The 21,578-nt window shown below is 49.3% G+C and carries 19 protein-coding genes; 7 read left to right on the top strand and 12 right to left on the bottom strand.

All coding sequences use genetic code 11. The features are described from left to right. Positions 1 to 108 precede the first annotated feature (108 nt). The 11 genes from WCT94_RS16730 to WCT94_RS16680 all read right to left on the bottom strand — a co-directional run bounded on the left by WCT94_RS16730 (position 109) and on the right by WCT94_RS16680 (position 13,516). Positions 109 to 372, bottom strand: coding sequence for a YebO family protein (locus WCT94_RS16730; protein WP_336870481.1), 264 nt, complete (start codon positions 370 to 372; stop codon positions 109 to 111). A gap of 241 nt (positions 373 to 613) precedes the next feature. Next, positions 614 to 1,405, bottom strand: a complete 792-nt coding sequence (kdgR, locus tag WCT94_RS16725; protein WP_319847579.1) for a DNA-binding transcriptional regulator KdgR — start codon at positions 1,403 to 1,405, stop codon at positions 614 to 616. A gap of 214 nt (positions 1,406 to 1,619) precedes the next feature. After that, entirely contained in the window at positions 1,620 to 2,786 is a 1,167-nt protein-coding gene (gene ogl, locus WCT94_RS16720) for an oligogalacturonate lyase (protein WP_225087956.1), read from the bottom strand. Between the two features lie 340 nt (positions 2,787 to 3,126). Beyond that, on the bottom strand, positions 3,127 to 4,008 hold the full coding sequence (gene htpX, locus WCT94_RS16715) for a protease HtpX (protein ID WP_225087955.1): 882 nt from the start codon (positions 4,006 to 4,008) through the stop codon (positions 3,127 to 3,129). Between the two features lie 164 nt (positions 4,009 to 4,172). After that, positions 4,173 to 5,021, bottom strand: coding sequence for a glycerophosphodiester phosphodiesterase family protein (locus WCT94_RS16710; protein WP_336870479.1), 849 nt, complete (start codon positions 5,019 to 5,021; stop codon positions 4,173 to 4,175). 30 nt (positions 5,022 to 5,051) lie between these two features. Beyond that, positions 5,052 to 6,389 carry a sn-glycerol-3-phosphate ABC transporter substrate-binding protein UgpB gene (ugpB, locus tag WCT94_RS16705; protein ID WP_442955498.1) on the bottom strand — a complete coding sequence of 446 codons (1,338 nt, stop codon included), beginning with the start codon at positions 6,387 to 6,389 and terminating at the stop codon, positions 5,052 to 5,054. A 237-nt stretch (positions 6,390 to 6,626) separates the two neighbouring features. Beyond that, complete coding sequence (locus WCT94_RS16700) at positions 6,627 to 7,850, bottom strand: L-lactate MFS transporter (protein WP_336870478.1); 1,224 nt, start codon at positions 7,848 to 7,850, stop codon at positions 6,627 to 6,629. A gap of 184 nt (positions 7,851 to 8,034) precedes the next feature. After that, positions 8,035 to 8,784, bottom strand: a complete 750-nt coding sequence (locus WCT94_RS16695; protein WP_336870477.1) for a LytR/AlgR family response regulator transcription factor — start codon at positions 8,782 to 8,784, stop codon at positions 8,035 to 8,037. Continuing rightward, positions 8,781 to 10,526 (bottom strand): sensor histidine kinase, encoded by a 1,746-nt coding sequence (locus WCT94_RS16690; RefSeq protein WP_336870476.1) that lies wholly within the window; start codon positions 10,524 to 10,526, stop codon positions 8,781 to 8,783. The genes WCT94_RS16695 and WCT94_RS16690 overlap by 4 nt, the downstream gene beginning before the upstream one ends. A gap of 167 nt (positions 10,527 to 10,693) precedes the next feature. Further along, positions 10,694 to 12,862, bottom strand: coding sequence for a sensor domain-containing phosphodiesterase (locus WCT94_RS16685; RefSeq protein WP_336870475.1), 2,169 nt, complete (start codon positions 12,860 to 12,862; stop codon positions 10,694 to 10,696). A 396-nt stretch (positions 12,863 to 13,258) separates the two neighbouring features. After that, a complete protein-coding gene (locus tag WCT94_RS16680) occupies positions 13,259 to 13,516 on the bottom strand; it encodes a hypothetical protein (protein ID WP_336870474.1) in 258 nt (85 codons plus the stop codon). A 400-nt stretch (positions 13,517 to 13,916) separates the two neighbouring features. Here WCT94_RS16680 and WCT94_RS16675 point away from each other — a divergent pair, with 400 nt between their 5' ends. The 3 genes from WCT94_RS16675 (at position 13,917) to WCT94_RS16665 (ending at position 17,086) form a co-directional block, all read left to right on the top strand. Next, positions 13,917 to 14,651 carry an XRE family transcriptional regulator gene (locus WCT94_RS16675; protein WP_336870472.1) on the top strand — a complete coding sequence of 245 codons (735 nt, stop codon included), beginning with the start codon at positions 13,917 to 13,919 and terminating at the stop codon, positions 14,649 to 14,651. 484 nt (positions 14,652 to 15,135) lie between these two features. Further along, positions 15,136 to 15,486 (top strand): Mor transcription activator family protein, encoded by a 351-nt coding sequence (locus WCT94_RS16670; protein WP_180776898.1) that lies wholly within the window; start codon positions 15,136 to 15,138, stop codon positions 15,484 to 15,486. Between the two features lie 490 nt (positions 15,487 to 15,976). After that, positions 15,977 to 17,086 carry a 4Fe-4S binding protein gene (locus WCT94_RS16665; protein ID WP_336870526.1) on the top strand — a complete coding sequence of 370 codons (1,110 nt, stop codon included), beginning with the start codon at positions 15,977 to 15,979 and terminating at the stop codon, positions 17,084 to 17,086. A gap of 51 nt (positions 17,087 to 17,137) precedes the next feature. Here the strand turns inward: WCT94_RS16665 and icd are convergent, their stop codons facing one another. Next, positions 17,138 to 18,391 (bottom strand): NADP-dependent isocitrate dehydrogenase, encoded by a 1,254-nt coding sequence (gene icd / locus WCT94_RS16660; protein ID WP_015840115.1) that lies wholly within the window; start codon positions 18,389 to 18,391, stop codon positions 17,138 to 17,140. A gap of 131 nt (positions 18,392 to 18,522) precedes the next feature. On the opposite strand from icd, the gene rluE reads away from it, so the two are divergent. The 4 genes from rluE to hflD all read left to right on the top strand — a co-directional run bounded on the left by rluE (position 18,523) and on the right by hflD (position 21,474). Next, the gene (gene rluE, locus WCT94_RS16655; RefSeq protein WP_336870524.1) at positions 18,523 to 19,149 is read left to right on the top strand and encodes a 23S rRNA pseudouridine(2457) synthase RluE; all 627 of its coding nucleotides are present in this window, start codon (positions 18,523 to 18,525) and stop codon (positions 19,147 to 19,149) included. Then, positions 19,142 to 19,588, top strand: coding sequence for an NUDIX hydrolase (locus WCT94_RS16650; protein ID WP_336870471.1), 447 nt, complete (start codon positions 19,142 to 19,144; stop codon positions 19,586 to 19,588). The genes rluE and WCT94_RS16650 overlap by 8 nt, the downstream gene beginning before the upstream one ends. A 138-nt stretch (positions 19,589 to 19,726) precedes the next feature. Further along, positions 19,727 to 20,833, top strand: a complete 1,107-nt coding sequence (mnmA, locus tag WCT94_RS16645) for a tRNA 2-thiouridine(34) synthase MnmA (RefSeq protein ID WP_180741146.1) — start codon at positions 19,727 to 19,729, stop codon at positions 20,831 to 20,833. A gap of 2 nt (positions 20,834 to 20,835) precedes the next feature. Then, positions 20,836 to 21,474 carry a high frequency lysogenization protein HflD gene (hflD, locus tag WCT94_RS16640; protein WP_336870469.1) on the top strand — a complete coding sequence of 213 codons (639 nt, stop codon included), beginning with the start codon at positions 20,836 to 20,838 and terminating at the stop codon, positions 21,472 to 21,474. Positions 21,475 to 21,578 lie beyond the last annotated feature (104 nt).

Raw genomic sequence — 21,578 nt, 5'->3', positions numbered from 1 at the left:
TAAAGCCTTCTTCATTTTTATAACAATGCCTGCTCACGTCATCAGTAGGAAGGATGACGCAAACAGGCAAAGAGATAGGGGGTTAAACGCGACACAGTGATGGCGACATTAACGTTCAGGAATGACACTTTTAAACGTTAATTCCACGTCATCACGCTCGAAATCGGCAGTAAGCGCTTCAGGCTCACTTTTCTCTGCATTCTGGGGCAGCAATTTTTTCAATAACGCTAACTGCTGGCGTTGCTGCTCTACGATCTCTTGCAGCAATTTCACTTGCTCATTCGCTCTGACGCTCGCCCGATTAACAAAAAACCAGATCAGCGCGGCCAGCAGCACAACCAGCAAGACAAAAACCACTTCTAATATGTTCACAACGACTCCACTTATAACCACTTATGACAGGACCTGTGGGCTATCTTAACACCGTGACGTAGCCAAGTTCGATACCCAACTCTATCCGTTCCCCATATCGTATCGATACGCAGCGCTATCGTATTGGTGCAAAAATAAAAAACGTGGAGAGCGTTTTTCAACGTTGCTTGCGACAGCCAGGGATGACACACCATAAAAAAAGCCTGTCGGTAAGGACAGGCTCAGGTATCGATAGAGAATATCAGAACGGGTAATCGTGGTAGCCCATTTGCTCAGAGATATTTCTGGCGGCAGTATGCAGCGTAGCCACATATTCGTGTTTGTTTTCTTCTGAAAAACGAATCGTCGGGAAAGAAATACTGAGGCCAGCAATCACCACGCCAAAACGATCGAATACTGGCACAGCGATACAACGCAGCCCTTCTTCCTGTTCTTCGTTATCTTCTCCGTAGCCTTGTTCGCGGACAACGTCTAATTGGTTGAGAAGATCTTCAGCAGTACACAGCGTGTGTGGCGTACTGCGGGTGAATTCAACAGTCGACAGAATTTCTTCCACTTCGCCACGATCGCGCCATGCCAGCAGCACTTTACCGATTGCGGTACTGTGTAGTGGATTGCGGCGACCAATGCGCGAATACATACGCAGGTTATACATCGAATCAATCTTGTGGATATAAACGATGCCGTCTTCATCCAACGCGCCAAGGTGGATCGTTTCCCGCGTTAGAGCAGACAACTCACGCATCTGTATATCCGCACTACGGATTAAATCGACGTTCTGCAATGCTTTTGCCCCAAGTTCAAACAACTTGAGCGTTAGCGAATATTTCTCTGATTCACCTTCCTGCGCGACATAGCCCAGGGATTTCATCGTCTGCAAGAAGCGGTAAACGGTACTCTTGGACATCATGACTCGCTGAGAAAGCTCGGTAATACCAATTTCTCTCTCTTCACCTAATGCCTGCAAAATACCAAAAACCTTTAAAACGGACGACACGGAATCGGGTTGTTTATCTAAATCTGCAATAGCCATTTTTGTGGTTACCCTACTCAGGTTTTTTTGTTTTAAAAAAAATAGAACAATGGTTTTAGTATAAAGGGAACGCTTTGATTATGGCAATGGAGCAATAACGATAATCAAGTTAAGTTTGAGAAATAACCGCGTCAGAGACTTAATAAAATAATATGTAAGTAAATATTTTAAAATAATCCGCGCCATAAAATGTGACGCGGATTTATTAGTATTATTAGTTCCAGACTGAATCAGGAACCTTCGCCAGATACAGCGCAGGTTTACCATCTACGTCAGAAGTAAACAGGACTTGTTTATTATCCGGCGTGAAAGAAGGATGCGGGTGAGTCACCTGACGGTCCCCTTCTAACACTTCCCAGGATGTATTGTGCTGTGCAATACGGTGTTCTTTGCCGGTTTTCAGGTTGAAAACGTACAGGAACGGATCGTTCTCGATTTTATAGCCACCATCGTCCTGCACGTCGACTGGCGCATCGGAACCATCACCGACCAACAGCGTGCCATCATAGTTACTCATCAGGTGAGAACACGGCGGCATGACGCGCAGTTGACGATCTTCCAGCGTAACCGGATCGATGCTGCGGATATAGCGATTGCTATCATCTTTAAGGTAAGAGACATAAATCATCGCTGAACCATCGGGTACCCAGAATTCGTGGGTGCAGCTTTCGCCTTCAGCATGCTCTTTCACTTTACGCATGTTGGTGCCATCTTCGTTGATGAACCACATACGGGCATCAACCAGGTCATGCGGGCCTTCATGGCAGAAAGCAACCGTGTTGTCATCACCTGGACGGTAGATTGGGTGACCCAGCCACTGGTTTTCCTGAAGGATAGTCTGTGCTTCGCCCGTGACCAAATCGACACGAATCAGGCGGCAGCAAGGATTAGTGAAGTAGAATTCCTGGAATTTTTTCCAATCGGTTAGTGGTTTCCAGTCTTCTTTTTTGATCTCAATACCGACCATTTTGGTGCAATCGGAGTTAGCAACCCAAGTACCGTAGCCAACCCAGTCGTCAGGCACCTGATAAATCGTTTTCTCTTCCAGAGTCTCCAGATCGACACGCATCAGATTACGGGTATTTTTAACGTAATACAGCGCATCGTCATTCGGGGACAGGAAGCCGCCGAAGGTGTTGTCGCCTTTGCCTTCCGTCAACTGCGTGGCGCTCTGCTCTTTTAAATCCAGCAGATAGTAGTTCCACGGGCCATCAAACGCAGCGCCAAACAGCAGCTTGCTGCCGTCATTGAAGAAACACTTCTGGTAGAAATAGTTGCGATGGCAGATAACATCGGGCGGGGTTAAGCGCACAACTTCGGTGCCGGTTGCTGAATCCTGGTAGGTATGAAACGTTAGGGGGATCTTGTTACCTTTGGCCATCCGTAAATCCTTAGAACTTATCATGAAGAATCTGACGCCACACGCGCATACTCTTCGATAACCTGACATTCCGATCGCCAGCAAACGGGTTACCCCGACACCGGTTGTTCAAAAATCAGGCCACCAATCTCACGCGAGACGCCTGTTATATCGGCATTATAGAAACAATGTTTCATTTTTCCGTGATCGTGGTTTTATTTTATAAAACATTCTTCATGTTTTCACCACCAGTTTCAGATCTAATGAAAACACACGAACGGAGAAAACGCAGGTTTGCTGGATCAATAAACGCAGAAATAACAAAGGCCCGAGCGGGCCTTTGGGAAGAAAATAGCGTGAATTACTTCAGGTAATCGCCGGAGCGCAGCGCTTCAATACGCTTATCCAACGGCGGGTGAGACATAAACAGTTCGCTGAAGGATTTCGATTTTCCGTTAATGCAGAAAGCCATCATGCTGCTTTCCTCTTGCGGTTCATAACTGGTCTTCAGGCGCTGCAGTGCAGCGATCATTTTCTCACGCCCCACCAGCTTGGCGGAACCCGCATCCGCATGGAATTCACGGTAGCGCGAGAACCACATGGTGATAATGCTGGCAAGAATACCAAACACCAGTTCCAGCACGGTCGCGACAGCAAAATAAACCAGCGGGTTACCGTTACTGCTCTCCCCTTCATCACGGTTGCCGGACAGGAAACCGGAAACAACCTGAGCGATCAGACGAGAAACGAAGATAACGAAAGTATTCACTATCCCCTGAACCAACGTCATGGTCACCATGTCGCCATTCGCGATGTGGCTGATTTCATGCGCGATAACGGCTTCAGCTTCGTCACGGCTCATGTTTTGCAACAAACCGGTACTGACTGCCACCAGCGACGCATCACGACGGGCTCCCGTCGCAAACGCATTGATGTCCGGCGCATGGTAGATTGCCACCTGCGGCATCGCGATCCCCGCTTGCTGTGACTGAGTACGAACGGTTTCCATCAGCCAGCGTTCCGTTTCGTTACGTGGTTGTTCAATGACTTCACCGCCAACGGACCGTAACGCCATCCATTTAGACATCAGCAGTGAAACAAACGCACCGCCAAAGCCAAACAGCCCAGCCATAATCATTAAGCCCTGGACACTGCTGGACTGAATTCCCGTCAGGCTGAGTACCAGCCCGAAAACCAACATCACCGCCAGGTTGGTGATCAGGAAAAGCGCAATACGCATCATAAAGGTCTGATTTCCTCTCGCAGAAAGATAAAGTTTGCAACACCTACATCGTATGGGTTGCCGTGGCATTTTCAAGCATTCTTAACTTTTCAGTTACTAAATCCACATAACTTTACATTTTTCAAAAGGAAAGCGGCGTCCTGCCTGATGCTAATCCTGATGTATCAACGTGACCGTGTTGATCGAAAATCGATAAACGCGTCGGCGTGATCGACCTGAATCGCCCCCACCCCCGCACGAATTAATGCACCCCATACGGCGTCAGGATCCGCTAAGGCGCGCGTGTCGCTATAGTCGAGAGAATGCGAGCAATCCAGCGTGTTCACCCAAATCCGTACCCCAAGCCGTTGAAACTCGGCATACGCTTCGGTCACCGCCTCAATATGATCAAAGTTGGCTTCCACAATAGCGACGCCAATGTCATCAATCTGCCGCAAAATGTCGGCAGTTTCTCCCCATTTGAGGTGGATCATCGGCATATAGGGTATCTGGGTATCCTGCGACGGCGATACAATAGGAAAATGGGCAGAAGCAAGATCAACCGGACTTTTCATGATCACACCCGCACTCAGGCCTTTGTCGCGAATATCACGGGCGATCACACCAAATTCGTGCTCATGTTTAACATCCACGTTGATGACAACCCGTCCTCGCGCCTCTTCGAGGATTTCATACAGCAGCGGCACCTTTTCGTCACTCAATGGCCATGCCGAACTGCCGTCGCTCCCGCGCAAACGTGCCTGGCGAACATCCGCCAGCGTCATTTGGCTAACGCGACCGCGCATATCGCTCGTGCGATCGAGCGTATCATCATGAATCACAACAACGTGGCTATCTGCTGTCAATTGCGCATCAATCTCCACGATATCGATGCCCAGACGAATCGCCTCGCGCAGCGCCGCCAGCGAATTTTCCGGTGCCGATGTCCAAACACCGCGATGTGCCACTGCCAGAACCGTCGCGTTTTGCGCTGCGATCACGTCCTGAGTCATACCTTTATTGTGCTTTGTCATCAGTCAAAGACTCCAAATAAACGGGAAATATCACGAATGACGGGAAACCGACTGTGCGAAATGCTGCAACAGGAGATCGCCCCGCGAAACCACATTGTCCAGCGCCTGCTGTGGCGTTTCCTGCTCTGCCCAGACCTTCTCCAGCTCTTCATCCATGATGGTGCGAATTTGCGGCATATTGCCCAAGCGGAACCCGCGCGTATAAGGCAGCGGCGGTTTATTGGTGAGCTGTTTCATAGCAACATCGCTGCCGGGGTATCTGGCATAAAACCCCTGCTCGCGCGTGAGTTCGTAAGCGGGTTGTGTCACCGGCAGATAGCCCGTCATCTGATGCCATTCAGCGGCATTCTCCGGCAGCGTCAGGAAATGCAGGAATTCTGCAATGCCTTGATAATGCGAGGCCGCTTTCCCTTTCATGACCCAGAGGCTTGCCCCTCCGATAAACGTATTCTGCGGCGCGCCTTTAACGTCTTCGCTGTAAGGCAGCATGCCTACACCGTAGTGAAATTTGGCATAGTTCTGGATCTTGCGTAGCCCGCCCGATGAGCTAGTTAATATGCCGCAGTCGCCGTTATAAAAGCGGGCGGTGCCTTCATCATTGCGGCCAAAATAGCTGAATTCGTTCTTTTTCATCATCTCCGCAAGCTGGGTGATGTGTGCGACCTGCAACGGACCGTTTACCAACAGATGCGCATCAATACCGTCGAACCCATTGTTTTTCGTTGCGATCGGCAGCCCGTTCCACACACTAAACGCTTCCAGCAATATCCACCCCTGCTGTCCTGCGTTCGTATAGCCGCACGTCATCCCACTCTGACGCAGCCGCGCCGCATCGTACGCCAGCTCATTCCAGGTTCGCGGAGGCTTATCAGGATCGAGCCCCGCCTTAATAAACGCATCTTTGTTGTAATAGAGAACGGGGGTTGAGCTGTTAAACGGTTGGGAAATCAGATGCCCGGTCTGGCTGTCGCTGTAAAACAGTGCCACCGCGGGCAGAAAGGCTTTTTCGTCATTATCGATACCTACCTGTTTGAATAGGTCGAACACTGGGATAATCGCCCCGCTGTGTATCATATTCGGCGTACCGACATCATAAACCTGCAAAATATCCGGTGCGTTACCGGTGCGATACGCGGCAATACCCGCAGCCAGCGTCTGTTCATAGCTGCCCTTATAGATGGGTTCAACATGGTATGCCGTCTGGGATTCGTTAAACCGGTTGACCAACCGTATCAATTCCGTATTCAGGTTGCTGTCCATGCCATGCCAAAACGTCAGTTCAACGGCCGCCCTGGCAGACTGCGGGACGAGCAAAACCATACTTAACAGCATCAGAAAAACAGACGTGAGCCTAAACCGAATCATCATGATGTTTTCTCCGGTACTCTTTGTTTTTAGGAAAACTGCGCTGCTTTTAGGAAAATGTCGTGCTGGAAAAGGTGTTTTAGGAAAACGCGGCGCTGATAACGACGCTAGGATTTACCTGTGACATGGATATGACTGGGGAAGTGGTGAACTGTATCGCGATATTTCAGCCAGTAAGAGAGGAACTATGACAGGACAATCTTGTGGCGAGCAGAACGGTCTGCCCGCCACGATGTGCTATTAACTTTGTGCGTGTGCCATATCCGCACGTAGTGAAGTGCTGACCGGTTGGTGTTTAGGTGGTTTGACCCACAAGGTAATCAGCAGCGACACGACTGACATAATGATGATGGCCATAAATGTAGCCTGGAAGCCACCGAGCTGAGCGGCAATAAATGAGCCAGATAACGCGCCAATGCCGAATCCCTGATAAATGACGCCATAGTTTTTGCTGTGATTTTTCAGGCCAAAGAAGTCACCGACAATCGCTGGGAACACGGTGATGTTGCCACCAAAGCAGAAAGCAATCGCGCTGACACAGATAAAGAACAGCACCGGATTGAGCGGCAGGAACGTCATCACGGATACCGCAAGAATCGTCATGAAAAGCGTAAAGCTGATTACCCGCATACGCCCAACACTGTCAGAAAGCGCGCCAAGGACAATGCGTCCTACGGTATTAAAAATCGCAATCGCCGACACGGCATTGGCCGCCATCGCCATATCCATCCCGGCCATTTGTACACCGATATCTTTTACAATACCGATCAAATACAGGCCGCTCATGCATGCGGTGAAGAAGATAATAAACAGCAAATACGATTCTTTCGTTGCCAACATTTCAGCCAGCGAAAAATCTCGCGTCTGTCCCTGAGCCGCAGCCTGTTGAACCGGCACCGCAGCGGGTTCTTTCAGCAGTGAACTACCGACCAGAATCATCGCCATCACGATAATCCCCCAGTAGAAAAAGGCTTCTGACACGCCCACTTCTGCAATCAAAAAGCTGTTTACGTATTTGAACAGCAGGCTTCCGGTACCAAATGCGCCAACAGAAATGCCCGCGATTAACCCTTTGCGATTTGGGAACCATTTGATCAGGTTGGACAGCGTCGTGATGTAAGCCGTACCGTCAGCAAAACCGACCACCACGCCCATTAGTAGATAAATCAGCGTCAGCGACGGGCTCACCGCACTCGCCATCAACCCTGCCCCGAGCGCAATGCCAGCAACCATGGTCAAACGACGCAGGCCAATACGCTCCTGAAACTTACCGGCAAATAGCGTGGCAAAGGCCAGACAGAAACTGGTGATGGAAAACGTTGTTGCTACTGAACTCAGCGTCCAGCCAAATTTGTCCACCAGCGGCTGATTGAACAAACTCCAGGTGTAAATCGTGCCGAGTCCCATTTGGGTGATAATGGTACCGAGGACAATCAATCCCCGGTTAACAGGTTTGGTATTCATGGGTTTTCCCCTACATCAAAAAGTGGTCCGATTCACTCGGTACGCTAAAAAATATAAGCTGATGTGGAGAAGAAAAAATCCATCAAAACACTGTCAGCTTATGGGCTGAAGCCAGTATACAAGCGGGCTGACAGTGGTTGATCGAATAGGGAATGAGATGCCTGAAACGCGGAATGAAATGCCTTTAAAGGCGCATCAATGACCTGAACGCCTTTATCTTGCTCCGACTTACCGGTACTTCAAAATCCAGATCGTTCAATCGCAGGATATAGGTGTTGTTAAACCACGGCACAATTTCACGGATTTTTGTCAGGTTGACACAGTAAGAGCGGTGGCAGCGGAAGAAATACTCTTCCGGCAAACGACTACAAAACTCCGTAATATTCATCGGCATGATGAATTCCTCACGTCGGGTATAAACCAGCGTGACCTTTTCCTGCGCCGCGGCATAATAGATATTGTTGATATCCGTCACGATAATGCGTTCGTCTTTCATCAGGTTAATGGTGTGCTGCGCACTTCTCGGCGCACCAGAAGACGCGCCCGTGTCGACAGCGGGAGTCATTTGCCGCTGTTGCCAGGTTGCTTCCAGTTTACGCAGCATCGTGACGATACGTGATTCATGATACGGCTTAAGAATGTAATCAAAGGCTTCGACTTCAAAGGCCTCCACCGCATGTTCTTTGTACGCCGTAATAAAAATGATGTAGGGCTTATGCGCAAATTTGCTGATATTTTGCGCCAGCCAGACGCCGTCCAACGAGGGAATATTGATATCCAGGAAGATCGCATCGACCTCGTTATGTTGCAGGTACTTCAGTACATCCAACCCGTCATCAAATGTCGCCTCAATCGTAATATCACTGTGCTGTTTGATGAGGTAACTCAGCTCTTGCTGCGCGAGGAACTCATCTTCAACAATAATGGCTTTCATGGGTTGCCTCCTATTTGTTCAGCAGCAGAATATCCCGGCGGCGGTACCTGAATGGTATCCGGCAAGGCCGACGGTATTTTATCTTCTCGCGGGATGTAGAAATAAATCTCGGTTCCCGGTTCCAGACGGCGAATATGCAGACCATCGCCATAGAGCAGGCGAACGCGGTGATGGACATTTAGCAGGCCGATTCTATTCCCCGGTAACTCATTACGTGCCACACGATCCATCGTTTCCTGACTAATACCGTGTCCCGTGTCTTTTACCGCCACCAACAGCCTATCGCCCTGCTCTTTCACGGACAGCACTACGGTTCCTTTCCCTCTGTAAGGCTGAATGCCATGCACAATCGCGTTTTCCACCAGCGGCTGAATTAATAAACTGGGGATCTTATACGCCAGATCGTCATCGATGTCGTAAATCACCGTCAGTTTGGCGCCAAACCGCGCCTGCTCAATCGCGATATAATCCTGTATCTGGTACAGCTCTTTTTTTATATCGATCAACGCATCATCGTTAAGCTCGAGGTTATAGCGCAAATAACGCGACAGATTGATCACCAGTTGGCGCGCGGTATCGGGATTAATACGAATCGATGAAGAAATCGCATTCAGCGCATTAAAAAGAAAGTGCGGGTTGATTTTACTTTGTAGCGCTCTCAGTTCCGCCTTATTTGCCATATCTCGCAGCTGCTCGGTGCGGGATACCTCAATTTGCGTTGACATGATTTGTGATAAACCGACGGCCATCACGCGTAATGAATAGGTAATTTTGTGGGCATGACGATAATAGATTTTCAGCGTACCGGTCACCTGCCCGTGTTCCCACAGCGGAATGACAATCATCGAATGAATTTCTGGCGTCAGGTGCTGTTCATCATTATTTTTAATGATGATTTTCCCATCATGAATCGCCTGTTGCGTCATTGGGCTAATAATGTCGTGGCCGATATTATATTTTTCTTCCCCAATCCCCACATAAGCCTGAATATGCTGCGTATTCGTTATCGCCACCGCATCCGCATTAATCTCAGTACGAATAATGCGACAGATGGCCGTCAGCGAATCGCTGTTGATATTGCGGAAATACGGCAGTGTTTTATGTGCGATATCCAGCGCGAGCTTGGCCTGTCTGGCAGCAATCACCTCTTTTTCATTCGCCACGCTCTGCACCAGCAAGACAATCAGGCCAATACAGACAGAGCCGAGAATCATCGGCACCGCAATTTTTGAAACAATATCCAGTCCTAATTCGATCGGCGTCGCCCATGCCACAACCAGCAGCATCGTTAACGATTCGCACAGCATGCCGCCCAGAATCCCGATGCTCCACTGCTGCTCTTTTTTGACTTTCTTATTGATATAGCCGGAAGTGATACCGGCGATGATGCTGGTAATCAGACAAGGTACGGAAGTGATGCCATCGATATCAATGAGATAGCGGTGCACTCCCGCGATGATACCGGTCGCAATCCCCACCCAGGGGCCGAAGAGAATACCGCCAGACATCACGGCAATGACGCGCACGTTGACGAGCGATCCTTCAACATTAATACCGGAATAGGTGCCGAACAGCGCAAACAGTGAAAAGATGGCTGTCACCGTCGCGCGCTCTCCCGGCGAGTGTTGCTCTTTTTGCAGTAATTGCCGGAACTGACGTGTTCTGGTGAGGAAAAACAGGCAAATCAGCATCAGCGCGGCGCGGTCGAAGACCGCAAGGAGCATCTCAAATATTTCGTGCACGGGATATCCGGTACAGGTTTACAAGCCTGCACTATAGAAAAAATGTGATCCGGATTCCACTTTTTAGTCTATTAGCCGCGTGTGCCGTGCGAAAGGATGAAAGCCAGCGGACGCTGGCTTTTGGAAAAGAGGGGTATAGCACAACCGTTATCCGTCTATTTACTAACTTAAACGTCTATAGGCTTATTCAATTTCAGTAGCTGAGTAAACTCCTCCGCAGGCATCGGATGCCCAAACAGGTATCCCTGTGCTTCCTCACACCCTTTACCCCGCAGTCGTTCGCTCTGTTCTAATGTTTCTACACCCTCTGCAATCACGCCCAGACCAAAACTTTTCCCGAGATACAGGATCGCTCGGACAATCGCCGCGTCCGGTGGCGATTCACACATCGTTCTGACAAAAGTCTGATCGATCTTCAACCGAGTCACCGGGTAGTTTTTAAGCATACTAAGGGACGCATAGCCTGTCCCATAGTCGTCAAAGGCAATACCGATTCCCGCTTCACGCAGCGCTTTTAACGGCTGCAGCATGTTTTCATCGTAACGCAAGATGATATTTTCCGTGATTTCCAGCTCCAGCGAGCTTGGCTGCAATCCTGTACGTGCAAGAATATCCATAATTTTTTGCGCCAACATGCCGGTACGAAACTGTGCGCTGAAAAGATTAATGCTGATGCGAAAATAGCTGTCGCTCTCCCGACACCATTCCGCCGCCTGCCGGCATGCCGTTTCGACAATCCAATCACCGACTCGCTCCGCCCACGGGCCATTTTCCAGTGCAGTAAGAAAAGCGGCAGGGCCAAGTAATCCTCTTTCCGGGTGACGCCAGCGCAGCAGCGCCTCTGCGCCAACAATCTCATTTGTCGCCAGTTTTACCTGTGGCTGGTAGAACATCTCAAATTCATTCTGCTCGTAAGCCCGCACGAACTCGAGCTGGAAGGCGTGCTTGGCCTGAAAAACTTCAAGCAGCTCACGCGTAAAGAAGCGATAACAGTTTCGGCCTTCAGATTTCGCCTGATACAGTGCTAAATCCGCGCTGGTCAAAAGATCCTGTACGGTCAGCCCATATTCTGGGTACAGCACCGCCCCAATGCTGGCGCTAATATTGATTTGATGATCGTCAATAATCATCGCCTGCGAAATTTCATGGATAATCTGCTCAGCAATTTTCCCCGCGACTTTTTTATCGTTCAGACCGGGAAACAACAGCGCAAACTCATCCCCCCCCATTCGCGCGACAACATCACCGGAGCGAACCGTGGCTTTTATTTTTTTGGCGACATGTACCAGAATATTATCGCCGCTGGAATGCCCCAGGCTGTCATTCACATCTTTAAATCCGTCCAGATCGACCATCATGATGCAGACTGCGGGTTCATTCTTTAGCGCGGTTTCCAGATTGGATGTCAGCAGCGTGCGATTTGCCAACCCGGTTAACGGATCCAGATGCGCCAGCAAAAACAGGCGTTCCTCATTGCGTCGCCGCTCTGTAATGTCGCGCAATATTGCGCCATAGCTAATATTGTCGTTGTCTTCCCACATAGAAACCGACAATTCAACCGGGACCAGGCTACCGCTTTTGGCTTGCACATTCAGTTCCAGCGTCACGCCTTTCATCAGCGAATCACGGTCGGCAACCAGATGATTAAGCTGTACGACAAAGGCATCGGGCACGATGGTATTAATACTGCGACCAATAATTTCCTCGTCAGTATATTCCAGCATATGTTCCGCGGCGGTATTCCAGAAGGTGATCATCCCCTTCTCATTAACGCACAGAATGGTATCAGGCGAGGTATTGGCAATATTTTCAAAACGGACCTGACTGGCTTTACGCGCCAGCTCCAAACGCCGCATTTCCAGCTTGTCCATCACTAATGAAGCCAGATCCTGCAAATTATGCTCATCACGTTTGGTGAATGTCGCTCTGGGTTTTAAATCGATAATGCACAAGGTGCCAATGGCATGCCCGGACGGCGTAATTAAGGGGATACCGGCATAAAAACGAATGTAGGGAACACCCACAACCAGCGGGTTACTTTTAAAACGCGCATCCTTGAATGCATCGGGCACCACCATGATCTTTTTCTTTAGGATCGTATGCGCGCAAAAGGAGATATCGCGAGGCGTTTCACAAAAAGGAACCCCCACACTGGCGGCAAACAGTTGGCGTTCAGCCTCCACCAACGACACCAAAACGATAGGCACGCTAAAGATGTTAGCGGCCAGACTAATCAGGTTACTCAAACTCGGGTCAAATAATACGTTCTTAATTCCATACTCACGAAGAGCAGCAAGACGTTTGTCTTCATCTTTGCTTATTGGGGCACGACTCATGGGTTCCCCCCTCCCATCGTATTTAATGTTCAGATTAGACAAAAATTTAGCTATAAATCCAAAATGTTGCAGCAATGAGCACGATAAGAACAGCGGGCCAGTGTTATCAAACCAAAGCCCCTTCTCTTGCCTAGAATCACGACGCGTAGCGGCTGAGTGTTGAGTATGGCAAAAGATCCAGACTCTATCATCCCTTCGAATCATTAATAATAACAAGTGGAAGTATCAATTAAGATGATAGATGAAAAGCGAAATAGAAAGATACCGACGCACTCACAACGTTGAACAATGGAAGAAAAAAGAAAGGAGGGGACGGTTGGTATATTCAAATCATCACGATTGATAACGACAACATATTATCAAGTTATTAACAGAATATAACCAACCGGGGAATCATCAGGCAGGAAAATAGGTTATTGAATGCTCAGGCGTGTCGTTTTTTGCTCGGATCACAACATCCCAAATCCCGGTATAAGGTACCGTTAAATACACTTCGCCTTCCGCATGACGACAAATAGAATCCTGCGTAGCACTATTCTCTTCAGCCAATGTTTCCTGTTCACCATTGCTCATTTGCACTTCAAATGTATTTGCACACCGAACGATTACCGTATCACCACCAAACAGACTTAAACACGTGCGAATTACAGACATACATCCTCCGCGACACGCAGTCATGCGCATGCTTAATGAAACGAATTTATTGGTTATATTTCCCACAGCGGGATTTCCATAAGAGCAAAATGCATGCCGTCGGATTGTGATTTAGATCAAGTGACACACACGTTTAAAGCAAATCAGGGGTGGAATAAGATGATACTATGACCGCCTAATACTTATTAGGATTTTTGATAGTCGAGCAATCGCGCCTATATATGCCAGCGTTATCTCATCTATCCAGACGGGTTTGCAGCCCTAAATAACAACTTAAATCGTTTTTAAAGTTGTCTTTAATGAACAACTCGTGCGTCCACCATGAAAGATAACTTTGGTTTTTTTTAAACAAGATTAATACCCGCTTGATAAGTGACAACCTAGGTTGTACATTGAACGGATGAAAACGACACTTGCAGAACGATTAAAGACCGCCAGAATCGCACAGGGGCTTAGCCAAAAAGCGCTTGGCGACCTGATTGGCGTATCTCAGGCCGCCATACAGAAGATCGAGGTGGGGAAAGCGTCGCAGACAACCAAAATTGTTGAGCTTTCCAATGCACTACATGTTCGCCCTGAATGGTTGGCAAACGGCGAAGACCCAATGCGTAGCGACGGGATAACTCGACCTGTCCAGGAATCGAGCATTCCGCCAAAATCAGAATGGGGCACCGTATCAGCTTGGGACAGCACGACAGAACTATCAGAGGACGAGGTGGAAGTGCCCTTTTTAAAGGATATTGAGTTTGCCTGCGGCGACGGACGCGTTCAAAGCGAAGATTACAACGGCTTTAAGCTCCGTTTTTCTAAAGCTACGCTGCGTAAGGTTGGCGCAAATACGGACGGTTCAGGGGTGCTTTGTTTCCCGGCAGCGGGCGACAGCATGGAACCCATCATTCCTGATGGAACCACTGTCGCGGTTGATACCAACAACAAACGCATCATTGATGGCAAGCTCTACGCCATCGCTCAGGAAGGCGGCGGTAACGATAAGCTCAAGCGAATCAAGCAGCTTTATCGCAAACCTGGCGGCCTTCTCGTCATCCATAGCTTCAATCGCGAAGCTGACGAAGAAGCTTACGAATCAGACGTCGAGATTATTGGCCGCGTGTTCTGGTATTCGGTGCTGCTATAGTCCCGATACTGGCGGCATCCCGCACCATTGCCGTCTCTCTTTTCCTCTCACTAAAGCCGGTGGACCGATACGGACACCGGCTTTGTGTTTCTGCCGCCAATCGTCGCGTTATGGATAAACGCCGCGCCACTAAAAAACGTTTACCCTCGCTCAGATAACCTTACCCACACGCCACAGTTTTATACAATCACCATGCTATTGTTTCATCAACCCTTGTTGATGTTGTGTTATTCATCCTGTCTCTGTGTTCCTTTCCCGCCCTATGGCGGGATTTTTTTGCCCTTCATCTGGTCTCTTCTGCGCGCAGCCCCGCAGGTTGTCATTTCTTTTTACAACCAAAAACAACTCAAATTAAAACTAAAGATGTTGACACGAAAACAACTATAGTTTTAAATAGACGCATAGCAGCAGGGCAATCTCTGCAAAGATAACAACCCAGTTTTCACGTCAGTAACAACACACATGCATAACAATAAGGTGATTTATGACTGAACCACAATTTCGCAGTAAAGGTCCTGAGCTTCTGGTTGAACTTTCTCAACACGTGGCCGATACGGTCAAAAACGTCACAGAGTTAGATCCGCAAACCGCTGAGCTGGTCGGCAATGCCGTTGCCAAACATATGATGACCGTCTGGGGTGGACAAAACGTTTATTTCCCAATGGGAATATCCTGGCGTGCTTCTCAGCGCGATCTTCAAATCTATGAAGAATTTGACGGGCGCAATCACAGTGCGCTGGCCAAAAAATATAATGTCTCGCTGCAATGGATTTATAAGATTGTCAGAACAATGCGAAAAGAGGAATTGCAGGCAAAACAACACTCTCAGGCATAATACAAAAAGTCATAAATTAACAACCAGATGGTAATTAAAGGAAAATAATAAAAATAGATAATTGACTAACAGCGATAACCTCTGATTTTAATAAAATATAACTTAATTCATTCGAATTGTGGCAAATGCAACAAGGTATTCCTATACGCTGCCCTCAGCCAACGCACGCAGTTTGAAGTATGATAGAGAGACTCAAAGATAATACCATCTGGCAATTAATAGAATGGGTACATTATTGTACCCATTCTTTTTGATATCGCTAACGCTTTACTCTTAGAAAGGATTCCTTCCAGCACACGATCCCCCATACAATGAATACCGCGTTATTCCCCTCCCCTTATTTACATCAGTCAGCTAAAAAACCACAAACATGCATTTACAATGCACAAATCAATTTTTGACCGCTAAGAGCATGATAACGTTGCCCCACGATCCCTTCGGTGCGTTGAAAGCGCCGAGTGAAAAAAATAAATGGGGGCAATTGAGAGCAATGAGTGAGAAAGCAAGAAAACGGTGGCAACGCCGTCCTGGCACCACCGGAGGAAAACGTCTCTGGAACGACTGGCGCAATGCTCTGAGCTGGCGCAGAGCAACACAAATTCTTCTACTGGCGTTCAACGTTTATATCGGCATCACCTTCTATTTTTGGGTACGCTACTTTGAAACCGGCGGCACAAGTCTTTATATGCCGAGACCGGGTGGTATTGAAGGCTGGCTGCCAATTGCCGGGTTGATGAACGCTAAGTTCACATGGGAAACAGGTAACTTCCCTCCTATTCACCTTGCGTCAATGCTATTACTTGCCGCATTTATTCTTATTAGCCTGTTGCTGAAGAAATCGTTCTGTTCCTGGTTGTGTCCTATCGGCACGATTTCCGAGTGGGTAGGTGCGTTGGGGAAAAAAATAGTTGGCCGCCATTTCATTCTTCCAAAATGGCTGGATATTCCGCTGCGCAGCCTGAAATATCTGTTATTAGGTTTTTTTCTCTACATCGCCTTATCAATGCCGGCACAAGGCATTTATATGTTCCTGATGTCGCCCTACGGCCTGATCGCCGATGTTAAAATGCTCGGCTTCTTTCGTAATATCGGCACCATCACACTGGTCTGCGTCTTTCTCTTCACGTTCACCAGTCTGTTTGTCCGCCATTTCTGGTGCCGTTACCTCTGCCCTTACGGCGCGCTCATGGGGGTATTTTCGCTGCTGTCGCCCTTCAAGATCCGTCGCAACGCCACCAGCTGTATCGATTGCGGCAAGTGCGCCAAGGCATGTCCGTCTAACATTCCGGTGGATAAGCTGATTCAGGTGAGAACGGCAGAATGCACGGCCTGTATGACCTGCGTCGAATCCTGCCCGGTGGCTTCAACGCTCCATTTCTCACTGACGAAACCTTCCGGCTCGCAGGAAAAAGGCAGCGAAACAACCAAACCGCTATGGCGACAAACTGCGCTGTCCGGTATTACGATGACGGTGCTGGTGCTCGGTATTCTTTTCGGCACGATCGGCTTTGCGATGTACATCGGTGGCTGGGACAGCCCGATTCCCGAACACATGTACTTCCGGCTCATTCCCAATGCACAGAACATTGGTCATTCGTAAAGAAAAAGGGGCCAAATTGGCCCCTGATATTCATCTGTGCTTAACAACAGATTACATGTTGTCGATGATGTCTTGCGCAAACTCACTACATTTCCGTAGCTTAGCGCCTTCCATCAGACGTTCGAAATCGTAAGTCACGGTCTTGTTCTTGATCGCGCCTTCAACGCCTTTAACAATCAGGTCAGCCGCTTCGAACCATTGCAGGTGACGTAACATCATTTCAGCAGACAGAATCACGGAGCCTGGGTTCACTTTGTCCTGACCCGCATATTTCGGTGCTGTTCCGTGCGTGGCTTCAAACAGTGCACATTCGTCACCGATGTTCGCACCCGGGGCAATACCGATACCGCCAACCTGTGCCGCCAGGGCATCAGAAATGTAGTCACCGTTCAGGTTCATACAAGCGATAACATCGTATTCAGCAGGACGCAGCAGGATCTGTTGCAGGAACGCATCGGCGATTACGTCTTTTACTACGATCTCTTTACCGGTGTTCGGGTTCTTGATTTTCACCCACGGGCCGCCATCGATCAGCTCACCGCCGAATTCTTCACGCGCCAACTGGTATCCCCAGTCTTTGAACGCGCCTTCGGTGAATTTCATGATGTTGCCTTTGTGCACCAGCGTGACGGAATCACGATCGTTGGTAATCGCGTATTCGATTGCGGCGCGAACCAGACGTTTGGTGCCTTCTTCGGAACACGGCTTCACGCCGATACCACACTGCTCAGGGAAACGGATTTTGTTAACGCCCATTTCTTCACGCAGGAATTTGATCACTTTGTCTGCTTCAGCAGAACCCGCTTTCCACTCGATACCTGCATAAATGTCTTCGGCGTTTTCGCGGAAGATCACCATGTCGGTCAGCTCAGGCTGTTTAACCGGGCTAGGTGTACCTTCGTAGTAGCGTACCGGACGCAGGCAAACATACAGATCCAACTGTTGACGCAGTGCAACGTTCAGAGAACGAATACCACCACCGACTGGCGTTGTCAGCGGGCCCTTAATCGCCACACGGTATTCACGGATCAAATCCAGCGTTTCGTCTGGCAGCCAGACATCTTTACCGTAAACCTGCGTGGATTTTTCACCGGTATAGATTTCCATCCAGGAAATCGCGCGCTTGCCCTGATAGGCTTTCTTCACAGCGGCGTCAACGACGTTGATCATGGCAGGCGTTACATCGATACCAATGCCGTCACCTTCGATAAAAGGAATAACCGGATTGTTTGGAACAACCAGTTTGCCTTGAGCATCAACTGTGATTTTCTGACCTTCTGTCGGTACAACTACTTTGCTTTCCATTAACCTCTCCTTCGAGCGCAATTTTGTTAATGACTTGTAAGATGCGTGTCAATACTACTTGAATATTTAGCCCGCGCCAATCGCAAACCATTTCGAGTATAATGCTTTTGTTTTCCGCGACTATAAAGATGATGAATAAATTCCCTGTTAAAAATCACAAAGTTAAACGATTCAGCTCACAGCAGGCAAGAAAAAGGCAGCCTGACAACGCGCCGCGCCGCATCGTTTTGTTCAATAAACCCTTCGATGTCCTGCCACAATTCACTGATGAAGCCGGGCGCCGTACGCTAAAAGACTACATTCCGGTTGGCGGTATTTATGCCGCCGGTCGTCTGGATCGCGACAGCGAAGGTCTGATGATTCTGACCAATGACGGCAAACTTCAGGCTCGCCTCACCCAGCCAACGCAAAAAACAGCCAAAATTTACTATGTTCAGGTCGAAGGTATTCCTGACGATGCCGCGCTGACGCGCTTTCGTACAGGTCTGGATCTGAATGACGGCAAAACGCTGCCCGCAGGGGCGGAAATCGTCCCGGAACCCAGCTGGCTGTGGCCGCGTAATCCGCCCATACGCGAACGTAAAAGCATTCCTGACTGCTGGCTAAAAATCACGCTGTATGAAGGTCGTAATCGGCAAGTCCGTCGTATGACGGCGAATATCGGTTATCCTACCTTGCGTCTGATCCGATACGGCATGGCCAATCAGACGGTAGAAAACCTGTTACCCGGAGAATGGAAGGAGATAGCGGATGTTTAAGCCTCATGTGACAGTCGCCTGTGTGGTACAGGCCGAAAACCATTTTCTGGTCGTCGAAGAGTTGATTAACGATAAATTATTGTGGAACCAGCCAGCGGGCCATCTGGAAGCGGACGAAACGCTGATTCAGGCGGCAAGCCGTGAGCTATGGGAAGAAACCGGTATTCAGGCCACGCCACAGAGTTTCTTACGTCTGCACCAATGGATCGCGCCCGACAGCACGCCATTTTTACGCTTTTGCTTCGCACTCGATCTGCCTGAGCGGGTCGCAACCCAGCCGCACGACAGCGATATCGAATGCTGCCGCTGGCTGACCGCAGAGGAAATTCTGCATTCTCACCAGCTTCGTTCGCCGCTGGTGGCTGAAAGCATCCGCTGCTATCAGCAGCCAGAACGCTATCCGTTAACGGTACTGGGCGCGTTCAACTGGCCGTTCTAGGCATTCTGCTATTCCTGCCATGCGCGAGCGAGCCACCGCACAGCAGGAATAGCGATGCAGCCCGCGGTTCAACATGCTAAAATATGCCGCTTGTTTTTCGCATCAATGCGTCAGTAAATTTCAGTTCGTGAGACTTCCATGTCAGATAACAGCCAGAAAAAAGTGATTGTCGGTATGTCCGGCGGTGTTGATTCCTCCGTTTCCGCTTACCTGTTACAGCAACAGGGCTATCATGTTGAAGGCCTGTTCATGAAGAACTGGGAAGAGGACGACGACACGGAATATTGCTCAGCAGCCACTGACCTCGCCGATGCGCAGGCCGTTTGCGACAAGCTGGGTATCGAGTTGCATACCGTCAACTTTGCCGCTGAATATTGGGACAACGTGTTTGAACTCTTCCTTGAAGAATACAAAGCGGGCCGTACCCCCAATCCCGATATCCTGTGCAATAAAGAAATCAAATTCAAAGCCTTCCTGGAATTCGCTGCCGAGGATCTCGGTGCAGATTATATCGCAACAGGCCACTATGTTCGTCGTCATGACGTTGACGGCAAAAGCCGTTTGCTGCGCGGCATGGACGGCAACAAAGACCAGAGCTATTTTCTTTATACGCTGAGCCACGAGCAGATCGCACAAAGTCTGTTCCCTGTCGGCGAGCTGGAAAAACCGCAGGTGCGTAAGATCGCCGAAGCGCTCGAGCTGGCAACCGCGAAGAAGAAAGACTCTACCGGTATCTGCTTTATCGGCGAGCGAAAATTCACTGATTTTCTAGCACGTTACCTGCCTGCACAGCCGGGTCCGATTCTGTCCGTCGACGACAACAAGCCGATGGGGCAACATCAGGGGCTGATGTACCACACGCTGGGGCAGCGTAAAGGCTTGGGCATCGGCGGCGTCAAAGACGGCGGCGAAGATCCCTGGTACGTGGTGGATAAAGATGTCGCCAACAATATTTTGTATGTCGCGCAGGGCCACGAACACCCTCGCCTGATGTCGTACGGCTTAATCGCACAGCAGTTGCATTGGGTTGACCGTCAGCCGCTCACCGCTGAATTACGTTGTACGGTGAAAACCCGCTATCGTCAGGCGGACATCCCCTGCACCGTCACGCCACTTGGCGACGATCGCATTACCGTGCGTTTTGATGAGCCCGTTGCAGCCGTGACGCCGGGCCAATCTGCCGTTTTTTATCTGGACGACGTGTGCCTTGGCGGCGGCATCATTGAAGAACGCTTACAGGAGTAACCGTGGCTAAGAATTATTATGAGATTACGCTGGCGTTAGCGGGCATTTGTCAATCAGCGCATGTCGTCCAGCAGTTGGCCCATACGGGTCACTGTAATAACGATGTGCTGCATACCTCGCTGAACAGCGTGTTGAACCTTAATCCGGCGTCCACACTGGCCGTTTACGGCAATGACGAGCAAAACCTGAAAGTTGGGGTGGAAACGCTGTTAGGCATTCTGAACACCAGCAGTAATAAAGGCGCGGGCGCGGAATTGTCACGCTATGCTTTCAGCCTGATTGCGCTAGAGCGCAAACTGAAAGCGAAACCCGCCGCGCTTGACGAATTGGGTAAACGCATCGGGCAGTTAGAGCGCCAGTTGGAGCATTTTGACCTGCTTTCCGAAACGATTGTGAGCGCACTGGCGGCGATTTATGTGGATGTTATCAGTACGCTGGGGCCACGTATTCAGGTTACCGGTTCACCGGAAGTGCTGAAAAACAGTCAGGTGCAGGCGAAAGTGCGCGCTGCGCTGCTAGCTGGTATCCGCTCTGCGGTGCTCTGGCAGCAAATTGGCGGCGGGCGCTTGCAGTTGATGTTTTCACGCGGCCAGTTGGTCAAAGAAGCGAAACAGATATTGGCGCGTTGCCCATCCGTTTGATGGTATTCTTGCCGCTATCGCTGACGCTGGTGTGATTAACGCCAGCGTCACAAAACCGGTTGTTGTTATTTAAATTCATTGTTTTATTGAAATTAATCGTTATT

The sequence above is a fragment of the Pectobacterium sp. 1950-15 genome (assembly GCF_037136835.1).
Classification (GTDB): domain Bacteria; phylum Pseudomonadota; class Gammaproteobacteria; order Enterobacterales; family Enterobacteriaceae; genus Pectobacterium.
Note: the sequence above shows the minus strand (reverse complement) of the source record. Positions and strands in the feature narration are given on the sequence as shown.

Coding starts and splice junctions, on each gene's coding strand:
- kdgR (WP_319847579.1), bottom strand. CDS start 1,405: ATGGCTATTGCAGATTTAGATAAACAACCCGATTCCGTGTCGTCCGTT.
- ogl (WP_225087956.1), bottom strand. CDS start 2,786: ATGGCCAAAGGTAACAAGATCCCCCTAACGTTTCATACCTACCAGGAT.
- htpX (WP_225087955.1), bottom strand. CDS start 4,008: ATGATGCGTATTGCGCTTTTCCTGATCACCAACCTGGCGGTGATGTTG.
- WCT94_RS16710 (WP_336870479.1), bottom strand. CDS start 5,021: ATGACAAAGCACAATAAAGGTATGACTCAGGACGTGATCGCAGCGCAA.
- ugpB (WP_442955498.1), bottom strand. CDS start 6,389: ATGATGATTCGGTTTAGGCTCACGTCTGTTTTTCTGATGCTGTTAAGT.
- WCT94_RS16700 (WP_336870478.1), bottom strand. CDS start 7,850: ATGAATACCAAACCTGTTAACCGGGGATTGATTGTCCTCGGTACCATT.
- WCT94_RS16695 (WP_336870477.1), bottom strand. CDS start 8,784: ATGAAAGCCATTATTGTTGAAGATGAGTTCCTCGCGCAGCAAGAGCTG.
- WCT94_RS16685 (WP_336870475.1), bottom strand. CDS start 12,862: ATGAGTCGTGCCCCAATAAGCAAAGATGAAGACAAACGTCTTGCTGCT.
- WCT94_RS16680 (WP_336870474.1), bottom strand. CDS start 13,516: ATGTCTGTAATTCGCACGTGTTTAAGTCTGTTTGGTGGTGATACGGTA.
- WCT94_RS16675 (WP_336870472.1), top strand. CDS start 13,917: ATGAAAACGACACTTGCAGAACGATTAAAGACCGCCAGAATCGCACAG.
- WCT94_RS16670 (WP_180776898.1), top strand. CDS start 15,136: ATGACTGAACCACAATTTCGCAGTAAAGGTCCTGAGCTTCTGGTTGAA.
- WCT94_RS16665 (WP_336870526.1), top strand. CDS start 15,977: ATGAGTGAGAAAGCAAGAAAACGGTGGCAACGCCGTCCTGGCACCACC.
- icd (WP_015840115.1), bottom strand. CDS start 18,391: ATGGAAAGCAAAGTAGTTGTACCGACAGAAGGTCAGAAAATCACAGTT.
- rluE (WP_336870524.1), top strand. CDS start 18,523: ATGAATAAATTCCCTGTTAAAAATCACAAAGTTAAACGATTCAGCTCA.
- WCT94_RS16650 (WP_336870471.1), top strand. CDS start 19,142: ATGTTTAAGCCTCATGTGACAGTCGCCTGTGTGGTACAGGCCGAAAAC.
- mnmA (WP_180741146.1), top strand. CDS start 19,727: ATGTCAGATAACAGCCAGAAAAAAGTGATTGTCGGTATGTCCGGCGGT.